Annotated in this window: 9 protein-coding genes and 3 pseudogenes; 10 read left to right on the top strand and 2 right to left on the bottom strand. The window is 66.5% G+C overall.

Annotated elements, in window-relative coordinates:
* Window positions 1-45: 45 nt before the first annotated feature.
* The 9 genes and pseudogenes from ACFZBD_RS32790 to ACFZBD_RS32750 form a co-directional block, all read left to right on the top strand.
* Window positions 46-963 (top strand): annotated as a pseudogene (locus ACFZBD_RS32790) (IS110 family transposase); the annotation flags it as partial.
* A 98-nt stretch (window positions 964-1,061) separates the two neighbouring features.
* Window positions 1,062-1,694 carry a DUF2079 domain-containing protein gene (locus ACFZBD_RS32785; protein ID WP_391146850.1) on the top strand — a complete coding sequence of 211 codons (633 nt, stop codon included), beginning with the start codon at window positions 1,062-1,064 and terminating at the stop codon, window positions 1,692-1,694.
* Between the two features lie 202 nt (window positions 1,695-1,896).
* Window positions 1,897-2,157 (top strand): helix-turn-helix domain-containing protein, encoded by a 261-nt coding sequence (locus ACFZBD_RS32780; RefSeq protein ID WP_391146888.1) that lies wholly within the window; start codon window positions 1,897-1,899, stop codon window positions 2,155-2,157.
* Complete coding sequence (locus ACFZBD_RS32775) at window positions 2,069-2,398, top strand: helix-turn-helix domain-containing protein (protein ID WP_391146886.1); 330 nt, start codon at window positions 2,069-2,071, stop codon at window positions 2,396-2,398. Before ACFZBD_RS32780 ends, ACFZBD_RS32775 begins: the two co-directional genes overlap by 89 nt.
* A gap of 239 nt (window positions 2,399-2,637) precedes the next feature.
* Window positions 2,638-3,078 (top strand): IS30 family transposase, encoded by a 441-nt coding sequence (locus tag ACFZBD_RS32770; RefSeq protein ID WP_391146884.1) that lies wholly within the window; start codon window positions 2,638-2,640, stop codon window positions 3,076-3,078.
* Window positions 3,079-3,852: 774 nt separating this feature from the next.
* Window positions 3,853-5,493, top strand: coding sequence for an alkaline phosphatase D family protein (locus tag ACFZBD_RS32765; RefSeq protein WP_391146849.1), 1,641 nt, complete (start codon window positions 3,853-3,855; stop codon window positions 5,491-5,493).
* Window positions 5,494-6,366: 873 nt separating this feature from the next.
* Window positions 6,367-6,762, top strand: coding sequence for a nuclear transport factor 2 family protein (locus ACFZBD_RS32760; protein ID WP_391146847.1), 396 nt, complete (start codon window positions 6,367-6,369; stop codon window positions 6,760-6,762).
* A gap of 1,027 nt (window positions 6,763-7,789) precedes the next feature.
* A complete protein-coding gene (locus tag ACFZBD_RS32755; protein ID WP_391146846.1) occupies window positions 7,790-8,356 on the top strand; it encodes a hypothetical protein in 567 nt (188 codons plus the stop codon).
* Window positions 8,357-8,456: 100 nt separating this feature from the next.
* Window positions 8,457-9,542 carry an IS630 family transposase gene (locus ACFZBD_RS32750; protein ID WP_391146844.1) on the top strand — a complete coding sequence of 362 codons (1,086 nt, stop codon included), beginning with the start codon at window positions 8,457-8,459 and terminating at the stop codon, window positions 9,540-9,542.
* Here the strand turns inward: ACFZBD_RS32750 and ACFZBD_RS32745 are convergent.
* A pseudogene (locus tag ACFZBD_RS32745) lies at window positions 9,539-10,497 on the bottom strand (IS481 family transposase). The gene ACFZBD_RS32750 and the pseudogene ACFZBD_RS32745 sit on opposite strands and share 4 nt — an antisense overlap.
* A gap of 178 nt (window positions 10,498-10,675) precedes the next feature.
* On the opposite strand from ACFZBD_RS32745, the gene ACFZBD_RS32740 reads away from it, so the two are divergent.
* Window positions 10,676-10,978, top strand: a complete 303-nt coding sequence (locus tag ACFZBD_RS32740) for a hypothetical protein (RefSeq protein ID WP_391146892.1) — start codon at window positions 10,676-10,678, stop codon at window positions 10,976-10,978.
* A gap of 437 nt (window positions 10,979-11,415) precedes the next feature.
* Here the strand turns inward: ACFZBD_RS32740 and ACFZBD_RS32735 are convergent.
* Window positions 11,416-11,846: pseudogene (locus ACFZBD_RS32735) on the bottom strand (RNA-guided endonuclease TnpB family protein); the annotation flags it as partial.
* Window positions 11,847-12,300 lie beyond the last annotated feature (454 nt).

Here is a 12,300-nt window from a genome sequence, read left to right as displayed (position 1 = left end):
TTCGGACCACGGAAGTGCTGGTCACTGTGGAACGGAGCTTCTCAGGTGGGTGCGCGACAGGCGCGGATATGGGTCGGTATCGATGCCGGCAAGGGACACCACTGGGCGGTGGCCCTCGACGCCGATGGCGGGACGGTGTTCTCGACGACGGTGATTAACGACGAGGCCCAGATCTTCACCCTCATCGGCACCGCAAAAGGGACGGGCCGATGAGTCCGGTGGGCGGTGGATATCTCCGGCCGCGCATCGACCCTGCTGCTGGCACTGCTGGCCGCGCATGACCAGCACGTGGTCTAAGTGACCGGGTCGCACGGTCAACCGGATGTCCGGCCTGCCGGGGCGAAGGTAAAACCGAAGCCAGGGATGCCCGGGTCATCGCCGACCAGGCCCGCATGCGACCGAAGGACTTCGTCCCGCTGGACACGCCGCCGGAGCTCGTCTCCGCGCTCCGGGTCCTGACGAACTCCCGGGCCGACCTCATCGCCGACCGCGTCCGGCTGATCAACCGGCTCCGTGACCTGCTGGTCGGCATCTGCCCCGCCCTGGAGCGGGCCTTCGACTACTCCGCGGCCAAGGGCCCGGTCGTCATGCTCACCGAATACCAGACCCCGGCCGCCCTGCGCATAATCGGGGCGAAGCGACTGACGACGTGGCTGGAACGCCGCAGGGTCCGTGGCGCAGACACCGTCGCGGCCAAGGCCGTCGAGGCCGCCCAGTCCCCAGCAGACCGCCCTGCCCGGCGAGAAGCGGACCGCCAGGCTCGTCTGCGAGCTGACCCACCAGCTGCTGGCCCTGGGGGAACGGATCAAGGACAACGATCGGGAGATCCGCGAGACGTTTCGCACCGACGAGCGGGCCGAGATCATCGAGTCCATGCCCGGCATGGGCCCCATCCTCGGGGCTGAGTTCGTCGCCATCGTCGGTGATCTGTCCGGTTACAAGGACGCGGATGTGCATGCTTCGCCGTTCTCGTCGGGGCACTCATCCCCGCTGTAAACCCTCTTGGTGTCTACCCCCACATTCCCGCCGGAGGGGAGGGGAGCCTGCTCGGCGGGCTTGCGATGCTGTTGCGGCCCGAGGAGAAGATCACCACCCTGGTCCTCACCGCAGGCCTCACCGGCGGGCTCGCTCTGCGGTCACCCCTTGCTCTGATCGCGCTGCCTAACCTTGCGGTACGCTTGGCCGGCGAAAACCCTCTGCACTGGGGAACGGGACTGCATTACAGCCTGGCAGTCATGCCCGTCCTCTTTGCTGCCGCGCTGGACGCCCGGCCCAAGTGGGCGCGCAGCACACGCGCCGCTGTCCGCGGCCTTGGCCAGCACACCGCTGCTGCCTTCCTCATCGCAGCGGCTCCCCTGTCCGCTGCGGGCCCCCTGCAGAGCTTCCTCCTCCACCCCGTAAAAGCATTTGGGACGAGCCCTCAGGCCCGCGCTGCCCACGACTTGCTGCGGGAAATTCCCGACGGCGCCACCGTGGAAGCCACCAACAGCCTCGCCCCCCATCTGGCCCACCGCACACGCGTCTACACCTGGCCGCTGACCCGGCACCAGCCCCAGTACGCCCTCATCAACCTCGACGACTCCTGGCCCGTCCCTCCCCCGGGCCAGCATGCGCGGGCAGAGGAACTCCTCCAGCACGGATACCAGCTCGTCACTGTCACGGAGAACATTGCCCTTCTGCGCAAACCCGGCTGACCGGTACAGGAAAGCCCCCGCAGTCTGCGAACGGCGATCCAGCACGGCAGCGACGGTGCCGCGGCTGCTGGAACAGCACGGCTGGGCCTGGAGCCCTGTTCACGGGACACTCCGGCAGCCGGCTCAGTCGGTGTCGCGGGTTCTCGAAGACCGACCCCCGACTCTTGGGTTCTAACGCTTGTCGCAACACTCTTTGAGAGTGATGGGTGTGCTGATGGCGAGGCGGGGCAAGAAGCGCAGGCTGGACCTTGTGGCCGAGTACTGGCGTCTGCTGGCGTCGGGTATGGGCACGGTCGAGGCGTGCAGGCAGCTTGGGATTGGCAGGAAGACCGGCTACCGGTGGAGGGAGGAGAGCGGCGGAGTCCCGCCGGCTCATCTTCCGGAGGCGCTCGGACCGCTATCTCTCGCTGCTGGAACGCAAGCGGATCGCCACACTGCGCGAACGCGGCCTGGGCGTCCGTGAGATAGCCGGGCGGCTCGGACGGGCACCGTCGACGGTCAGCCGCGAGGTGCGCCGCAACAGCCGTCGTCATGACAACGGCGTCTACGACGCCGACCTGGCCCACCAGCGGTCCCGGGAGCGGTTCCGACGGCCGCGGCGAGTGAAGCTGGCGGCCGATTTGGAGCTGAAGGCCGAGGTCCAGGACAAGCTCAATCTCGACTGGAGTCCCGAACAGATCGCCGCACACCTTCGTGTCCTCTAGCCCGGACAGCCGAGAGACACCTGTGCCACGAGACCACCTATCGCTCCCTCTACCAAGGCATCAGAGGTGGCCTGAGCAGGACTTTGACCAAGCGACTCCGCACCAGCCGGTCCCTGCGCAAACGACGCAGACGCTCCGATCAGCGGGCCGCCCGCTTCATTGCCCCACCCGTCCTGATCGACCGCCGGCCGCCGGCCGTCGAACTGCGGACACGCCTGGGCGACTGAGAGGGAGACCTCATCGTCGGTCCCCGCAGCCAGTCCGCGGTAACCACCCTCGTCGACCGCCGCACCCGCTACCTCCGCCTGATCGCCCTGCCCTACGGGCATTCGGCCGGACAGCTCCGCGACGCACTCATCACGGCCTTCACCAGCACCCTGCCCGAACACGCCCGCCAGACGCTCACCTGGGACCAGGGCTCAGAGATGGCCCGCCATCACGGACTCGCCCCGCACTTCACCGACGGCGTCTTCTTCGCTCACCCCGGCAGCCCCTGGCAGCGCAGCACGAACGAGAACACGAACGGACTCATCCGCCAGTACCTGCCCAAGCGCACGAACCTCTCCCTGCACACTCCCGAGGACCTCCGGATGATCGAGGACAGGCTCAATAACCGACCCCGCAAGACCCTCGGCTGGCAGACCCCGGCACAGGCATTCACCGCCGCCCTGACACCATGAACCCTGCAACGTTGCGACGATCACGCGAATCCGCCCGGTCCACAATGGGGTCAGCTCACGCAGCAGCCGTGACGGTGTTCCGCTTCGTCCTCTCCAGCACGAACGCACCGCGCCCCGGACGTCCCGCACACGGCCGGCGCACTGCACCCCCGAAGCGGCCGAGCGCACCCCCGGCCGCTTCTGCACTGGCGCAGGCGCAGACGTCAGGGGGGCGCGCGCATCCGCATGCCAGGGCGGCCGGGGACAGCGAAGCCGCCGACCGCGAGCAGGGATCCGGCCCCGCGGCCCGCACCGCAGACAGTGCAGCACACGCGCCCCGCAGCACCCGTTCAGGCCCTGCTACCCGCTTCGGCGCATCCCCCCAGCCAGCTCACCAGGCTGTCGGCGACAGAAGCCGGCCACAGTAGGCAGGACGGGCGCCGCCCGCGCGTCCCCTCACATCTCACGCCCCTGGCCCTAGTCCAGACCACTGCCACCAGGAGCGTCTACGAACGCACGAGCGGACAGCAAGCGGCACCCAAGCCCACCCCCGCGCCAGCAATTTCTGTACCTCCAGCACAACCACGACGCTGCCGACCGACTTGGCGAGGCCTTGATACGTCCCTGGGTCGAGTAGGAAATTGACTAATGTGCTCAAAAACGACACTCGAAGAGGTGCGCAACCTCCTACGGTAGCGAGATGGAGGGGAGGCTGGCAGGGTGCAACCGACTGAAAAGTGGATGATCAGGAGTGATGAGAGCGGAGATACGGGTACCGCTGCCTAGCCTGTTGCCATGACTTCGCAAGATGTGCCGTTCTCGCCTCGCCGCCGGACAATTGTTAAGGCGGCAGCCGCCACCAGCCTTTTCAGTACCGTCATTCAAGGTTCCCCCTCGTTTGCAGAAGAAGCGCCAGCATTCCTACATGGGGTTGCGTCTGGAGACCCGCTGCCAGACGGAGTTCTCCTGTGGACCCGGATTACACCGACCGCAGCGGCGAGCGCCGGGTCCGGCATCGGCCCAGAAGTAAATGTTGCGTGGGAAATATCACGCAATGCGGCATTCCAGCCGGTAGCGGCCACGGGTGTGGTCAAAGCCACTCCGGCCGCGGACCACACTGTCAAAGTCGACGTGCGGGGATTGCAGCACTCAACCACATACTTTTACCGCTTCGTAGTTGGCGCAGTACAGTCACCCGTCGGGCAGACCCGAACGGCACCGCTTTACGAGAGCAGCACACCTCTGCGGTTCGGCGTAGTGTCCTGCGCCAACTGGGAGGCCGGCTATTTCTCCGCATACCGGCATATAGCTGCCTGTAACGACCTCGATGCAGTTGTCCATCTCGGCGACTACATCTACGAATACGCATCCGGCGTTTACCCTGAGACTGCAGACGTCGTGCGAAAGCATGCTCCCGTTCATGAAATCACCACACTCGCCGACTACCGGGCCAGGCATGCCAAGTACAAAACAGACCCGGACCTGCAGGCACTGCACCGGGCCCATGCAGTGGTAGCGATATGGGATGACCATGAGTTTGCTGACGACGCCTGGTCGGGTGGCGCGATAGATCATACGCCCGAAGAAGCCGGGGACTGGGCAGCGCGCGTAAGTGCCGCGAAGCAGGCCTACTTCGAATGGATGCCTGTCCGGCCCTCTATTGCGGGGACCGTCTACCGTAAACTGCGATTCGGGAAGCTCGCCGACCTCAACCTGCTGGATCTGCGCTCATTCCGTTCACAGCAGGCGTCCACGGGGAGCGGAACAGTTGACCAGCCCGGGCGGACCATCACGGGGCGCGCCCAGCTCGACTGGCTGAAGAGCAGCCTTTCTGATTCTAAAGCGCTATGGAAGTTCGTAGGGACATCGGTAATGATATCCCCAGTTGCTTTTGGCTCCCTGCCCGCCAGGCTGCTTTCCCCCATTGTCGAGATGCTGGGGCTGCCGAAAGACGGACTCGCAGTCAACACTGACCAGTGGGACGGCTACACTAGTGACCGCAGGGAACTGCTTGCACATATTTCCGGGCAAGGTGTCAGCAATACTGTCTTCCTCACAGGCGACATCCACATGGCCTGGGCGAATGATGTCCCGCTGGACGCGGCAACGTATCCCGTTTCTCCGTCAGTTGCCACCGAATTCGTAGTGACATCGGTAACGGCTGACAACTTGGACGACACTCTCCATGTCCCGGCCCATTCTGTTTCACTGCTCGCCAACGCCGCGATCAGATCTTCCAATAGTCATGTCAAGTGGCTTGACATGGACTCCCATGGGTACGCCATTCTTGACGTTACTGAAGCGCATGCCCAAATGGACTACTATGCAATATCAGATAAAACTCGACGAGACGCTTCCGCCGAGTTGGTGGCATCCCACAGGACCCTGGCCGGCACCCACGCGGTGGCGCAGGTCGAAGCGCCCGCCGCCCGGTAGCGGTGACAGGGGGAGAAGCTCCTGTCGCTGACGGGCGCGGACATCCATGGGGCCGCCCGGCCAGCGGCTCCCCAGGCTGCCTCAGTCCCGGCCGGCGCAGCGCGCGGCGCTCCGGCAGATGGTCCGCAAAGCGGCTTCATTCGGCGCCAGGACAGGGCCGGTCGAGCCCTCACACGCGGTCCTGATCCAGGCAGCCGTCAGGGGACATGTCCTGGCCAGCGGGGTGGTGACAAGCCAGGCATCTCCTCGCCCACGCGGCGGTCTGCACTGCAGCAGGCGGGGTCCCGCGCAGACGGTACCCCCGCAGGCACGAGCGGCAGGGCAAGACGTCCAGGCGGAAGCCTGGTGTCCCTGCGCCCCTTGCCCGGCTGCCAGGCGCGGGCCCGGCTACGGGCTGCAGACCGCGTTCCGGCCCCGCCTGACGCCGATGGTGCTCTCCAGCGCTCCGGGTGCCCTCGATACAGAAAGGGGGGCGACCCAGGACACGGCCGGGCCGGACTGTAACGAAGCCAGTGCTCTCCGGCCGCACCCGCCATGCACCCCTGCACGAGGGGGCGGCAGCATGCCGCGTCCAGCTGCGAGCCCGCCAGGCAGCCGGGCATCGCGCTGCAGGGTGCCCGCGCAGCCCGTGGACCGGCGTCAGCCCTCACACTGCTGCCCGGCCCGTCTGCTCCGCGGCGGCCGGGGACAGCACCACCACCAGCGGGCACTCTCCCCGTGAGTGGCCGCTTCCCCTGCGCAGCCGGCCCGGGGGTTCACATCTCGAGCTGCGAAGAGAACACGTGAACAGTGCCACAGCAGGGCAGTACGCCCGTGCCAGCCTGCTGTCTGCGCAAATGTGACCAGTCCTGCAGTGAACAGAAAGGTGAGTCGATGACCGGTACCGGTATTAATACTGCCCGCGAGTACTTCCAGGCTGTCCAGAACGGCGATATGCAGACGGTGGGAAGGCTCCTCGATGAGGAGGTCATCTGGCACCAGCCGGGCTCCAACCGGTTCTCCGGCGATCACCTAGGCCGTGAGGCGGTCTTCGCCATGCTCCGCGGGATGATGGAGGCTAGCCAGGGCACCTTCGCTGTCGGCACGGCCGGTGCATTCATGACCAACGGTGACCTGGTCACCGCCGCCATCCGCTTCGCCGGCCGCCGCGGCGAGGTGACAATGGCCATGGACGGTGTCGACCTCCTCCGCATCAAAGACGGGAAGATTATTGAGGTATGGCTGTTCTCCACCGACCAGGCTCGCGAGGACGCCTTCTGGGGACCGTAGCCGCCCCCACCGTGCCAAGGGAGCCGTAGACCCGGACGCCGCCGCAACAGGCCGCGGCACACCAACACTGGTCCCCGAGCAGCAGGCACCCCGGCGTCCTCAGAAGAAGAGGACAACCGTCGGCCGCCGCCCCGGCCATGTGCGCACTGAAGGCGGCGTCGAAGAGCTGACTGCGCCATAGCGCGGCAAGACGGCCGAGCGTGGCGGGCCTTGGCAAGTTAGGAGAGGTATCTCGTCTCTGTCCTTGCAGCCGTGAGCTGGGAAGTTCGGGGCCCCTGTTGCGCAGCTGGCTCCGCCTCCGTAACAGGGGGGCGCGGCCCGTGTCCGGCAGGACAGCAGATGAACCGCAAGCCCTGCCCGTCCTTCTGTACGCGGTGCGGCAGGGCGGAAGCGGGTGCCCGCAGGGGGCCCCGCAGGTCCGCAGCCCATCACAGCGGACCTGGCCTGCGAGGTATCCGTGCTTCTCTGCCCTGCCCTGGCGCACGCCGAGGGCGGACGGGGGTCCCGGAAATGGCCGTGCGGGTGATCTGGTGACATGCGGGCGCGCCCTTGCGCCGGGCGGCCGACCCGGGCCGACGGACCGGCCGCCGTCCTGTGGTGCCGCAGCGAGGACGGCCTGAACCAGGCACAGGACCGGCAGATGACGGCACGCCGCAGCTCCGTGTAGCCGGCAGCCGCCCGGGAACCCTGCTCTGCCGGAGCCGGGCTGCTGCAGCCTGTACGGCGCGCCAGGAAAACGGCAGGAGACGCGACATCCCTGCCCGCCCAGCCCGGCCAGCGCGCCAGGGAGCGGCCTGCATCTATCTTCCGCCCGCGCAGGTGCCGCCGGGCGCGGTGCCCGTACTCCTCGGTGCCCGCGTGCACCGCCTGCAGGACTACGGCCGGATCCCCCAGCCGGCCCAGGAGGCGCAGACCAGTATGCGGACACAGATCACTAACGTTCCAGGCCGGACGGGGGATATCAGGCAGCACCGGAATTACGGAGTATAGAAGTGCATTCTTCCATGAACATGAAAGGGCCAGAAAGATGAATTTCGCGCGCAAGGCGGCTCTGGTAGCGGTTGTGTCCGGCTGTCTCACCGCAGGCGTTTCCGGAGGAGCCTTCGCTGCAGGAACGGCTTCAAAGGAAGAGTCCTCCTCCGCGACCGCCAGCCCTGCCCTGCCTGAGGCAGGACCGGAGGACGGGGCGGAAGCACAGAGCCTGGTTTCCAATACGGTAGAACTCACGAATAAGACGGGCCATAAGCTGACCCTCACCGATGTGAATGTCCGCCCCGAACACCGCATGATCGGCTGGCATTTCACTTACGACCAGGCCATTCAGAACAGGGACGGCCTGTGGCGCCCTGCCGCCGGGGACACCCTCGAGGCAGGCGAGAAGGGAACCTACGCGGTTACGGCTTTCGCTTGGAATACGCCTGAGGTAAGGCTCACCTTTGAGGACGAAGCGGGCCGCGAAATTACTTACGGGACGAGGGCGTGGACCGATGGCGGTTCAAGCATATGGCAGGACAGCCCTTATGACACCTTCAAGCTTGACGGTGAAAATGCGCGTCCCGGCAATCACACGATACTCAGCATCGTGAACCGCTAGTGATCTGTATTGAGTTCTGGGCTCGCCTCATGAGTCGTGTTCTGTTTCAGATCTTGGGCTTTGCCTGACGGAGCCGGATTCGGTCCGGTGTCCTGAAGAGATGGGTGATAACAGGCTGCGGCCGGCGGTGCTGTCGGAGGCTGAGCGGCTGACGTTGGAGAGCTGGGCCAGGCGTCGTTCTACTGCACAGGGCCTGGCCCAGCGAGCGCAGATCGTGCTGGCGTGCGCGCGAGGGTGGAACAACACCGTGGTGGCCGCGAGGCTGAACACAGAGCGCAAGACGGTGGCTCGATGGCGGACGAGGTTCCTCCGGGATCGTCTGAACGGTCTGTCGGACGAGCCGCGGTCCGGGGTGCCGCGGACCATCACTGACGCCCAGGTGGAAGAGGTCGTGGTCCGCACCCTGGAGGAGACACCGGCGGGCGGGACGCACTGGTCGAAGCGGGAGCTGGCCAAGGTCGTGGGGATCTCCCCGGCGAGCGTGCTGCGGATCTGGCATGCCTTCGGCCTGCAGCCGTGGCGGACCGAGACGTTCAAGATCTCCCCGGACCCGTTCCTGATCGACAAGGTCCGTGACGTCGTCGGTCTCTATCTCGCCCCGCCGGCGAACGCGGCGGTTTTCGCGGTGGACGAGAAACCGCAGATCCAGGCCCTGGAGCGCACCGCGCCGGTGCTGCCGATGCTGCCCGGGGTCCCTGAGCGGCGGAGTTTCGACTACGTCCGGCACGGCACCGTCGATCTGTTCGCCGCGCTGAACACCGCGACGGGAAAGGTGATCACAAAGCTGTCCACCCAGCACCGGGCCGTGGACTTCCGTGACTTCCTCGACGAGATCGACCGCCAGACCGACCCGGGCCTGGCGGTCCACGTGATCTGCGACAACCTCTCCGCCCACAAGGCACCGGTGGTGCACCAGTGGCTGCTCGCGCACCCCCGCTTCCACCTGCACTTCACACCCACGTACTCGTCATGGATCAACCAGGTCGAACGCTGGTTCGCCGAGCTGGAAAGACGCTGCCTCGAACGCGGAGTGTTCTGCTCCCTCGACGAACTCAAGGCCGCACTGGAGAACTGGATCAAGGTCTGGAACGACGACGCCCGGCCCTTCAAATGGACCAAGACCGCCGACCAGATCCTCGACCGCATCTGCCGCTACTGCGACAGGATCTCAAAACCAGATCACTAGGTGTATTGACCCGCAGCGTTGTTGACACGGCTGATCGGCGGGTGTCCGTCGAGTGCGGTGTGGCAGCGGTGGTGGTTGTAGGTGTGGAGGAAGTCTGCCAGGGGCCTCGGTCCGCTCGCGGTTCGAGGTGTAGGGCCGGATGTAGGCCCACTCGTCCAGGAGCGTGCGGTTGAAGCGTTCGACCTTGCCGTTCGTCTGCGGACGGTAGGGGCGGATCTTCTTGTGGGCGATGCCGGCCGTGACCAGGCCCTGGGTGAAGAGCTTGGACTTGTAGCAGGCGCCGTTGTCGGTCAGGACGCGTTGGACGGTGATGCCGGGAGCCTGGAAGAAGGCGTTTGCGCGTTGCCAGAAGGCAGCGACGGTGTGCTGGCGTTCGTCGGGCAGGACTTCGCTGTTGCCAGGCGGGAGTGGTCGTCGACGGCGGAGTGGATGTAGCTGTAGCCGATCACCGGCTTGCAGCTGCGGCGCTCGTGGGTGGTGGCCTGCCGGTTGTGATCGCCGGCCAGTGTGGTCGGCGGTTCGCCAGCCGCCGCCGTCGGGGATGTTGCCGAGTTCTTGATGTCGACGTGGACCAGGTCGCCGGGCCGGTCGCGCTCATAGCGGCGGATCGGTTCGCCGGTGAGCCGGTCGTGCCAGGCCAGACGGTGCAGGCCGTGCCGGAGAAGGATGCGGTGCACGGTTGAGGCGGGCAGGCCCAGGATCGGGCCGATCCGTGCCGGCCGAGTTTGCGGTCGGACGCAGGCGTCAAACCCGGGCCTCCAGTGCGGCCGGGGTGCGGTGTCATGCGGGGCCTGCTGGAGCGGTCGTGCAGGCCCGCAGCGACGGACCCATTTGCGGGCCGTGGGCCGAGATATCCCCTCTCCGCCGCCACATGCGCGACGGGACGGCCCGCCAGGACACGTTCGACCAGGATCCGCCTGCCGTGAACGGTCAGCCGGGCATTTCGGTGGGACACGAAGACCTCCGTGCGGTGTAGTCCTAGACACCTCCACCACACCGGAGGTCTTCGCCATGATCAAGACCGCCGAGTGTCAACAACGCCCGTCTGCAATACAGCTGGGGCGCGTATTTGGTCGTGACCAAGGGCTGGCCCGGGTGAGGTCTTTGATCCAGATCATCGAGGCGCGCAGGTGGTGGCCGGCGAGGTAGCTCTCAGGCGTTTTATCGTATCGAGTGGCGGTACCTCGCCAGGCTTTCAGCTTGTTGATCAGGCGCTCGACGGTGTTCCGCTCCTTGTAGAGGCCGACGTCGTGGGTGACTGGCCGGCCCCCCTGCGGCCTTTGTTCTTCCGGTTGGCGGCCTGGTCCATCTTCTCCGGGATGCCACACCCAAGCCCTCCTCCGCTCGCCCGCCAACGCATCAACGTCCTGTTCGCCACGCGCCGAGACGGCACCTTTTACGAGTCCAAAACCCGCACCGTCGCCCTCGCCGCATGACCAACCCAAACAGCCTCACACCCGGCACCACGTCCTTGCCGAAGGACGTAGAGACACCCCCCGCCTCCTGCGCACCGCCTGCGCAGCAGAGCCGGACAGGTACGGCTCTTCGGCGGCAGCTTCCCCGAGTCCCGTACTGCACAGCCGGACACTCCCCTGCTCCTGTGATGAGCAGGCTAATCACAGGAGCGTCCGGTTCCGGAAAACGTCCAGGCTGAGGGCTCTGCCGCCCACGGCAGAAATGACTTGTCGTCAGCCACGGAATCAAGGCTTCGACCTGCGGCGCTGCCGGACCGCCGACTGTCACACCCTGAACGGACATCCCGGCAGGCGCTTTGCACTCCGGGAGGGGCCCCCGGGCCGTCCCCCGCCGCCGGCACAGCTTCCAGGACCCCTGCCGCCTGCCTGCGCCAGTGCTCCCGCCACGCCAGCGCATTGCCGACCACGGAGCCGGTCGCGCGCAGCAGCTCCGGCGCGGACTGCTCGGCGGTCAGGACGACCAACCAGCGCATTCCTTCGCGCTTGACCGAGACGGTCCTGACCTTGCCCACCACCGGCCGGTGCTGGTGGACCCTGGCGTGCCCGACCCCTGGAAACGGACCCGGCTGACGGGGTCGTGCGGGGTGGCATCCCACCGGTCGCCGTCCCCGGGGAAGTCGACCGTGTCGAACCAGTACACACCCCGGAAGTGCGAATGTCTCGTACTGCCGCGGGACTTGACCCGACGGAGAAGCCCGGCAAGCGCCTTGTCCAGCCGACGAAGCGCCGCCTGCTGGGAGGAGAACGGCCAGCGGGCGTGACGCTCCGGATCGAACGCCCGGATTCCCCGCAGCTGCGCCGACTGCATCCCGAACCTGACGGACGTTCTGCGGTACGCACGAATCACCCGGCCCATCCCCTCCCCTACGTACGTTGCAGTGAACATAGTCCGGGGCCGGGCTGCGCGAGTTCAACGGCGAGGCCAACCACGTGCACTACCCGCCGAAGACCGCGCTGCCGAAACTGGTCAACAGCCTGGAAGGCGTCGCTCCCGCCACCTGCAAGGCAGGTACACCAGCCGCATCAACCAGACCGGGACAGGCTCGGTGTTCCGGGCACCTTCTACTTCGTGAGCTCCTGCGGCAGGGCACCATTCAGCACCGTCCGGAGACACAGGGCACTCCGGCGCTCCGCGCCTCCGCTTCCCGGGTCACATCCCCACCCGGCCTGGAGGCCGGGATTCCCTGCGAAGATCAAGGAATGGAGCGCTCCTGCACCTGCAAGGGCTGTTACACGCAGGGCAGGGGCAGTAGCCCGCACGCTCGCGCACCGGGGCGGCAGGG

The organism is Streptomyces sp. NPDC008121 (genome assembly GCF_042957155.1).
Lineage (GTDB): Bacteria > Actinomycetota > Actinomycetes > Streptomycetales > Streptomycetaceae > Streptomyces.
This window is presented reverse-complemented; position numbering and strand designations above follow the sequence as displayed.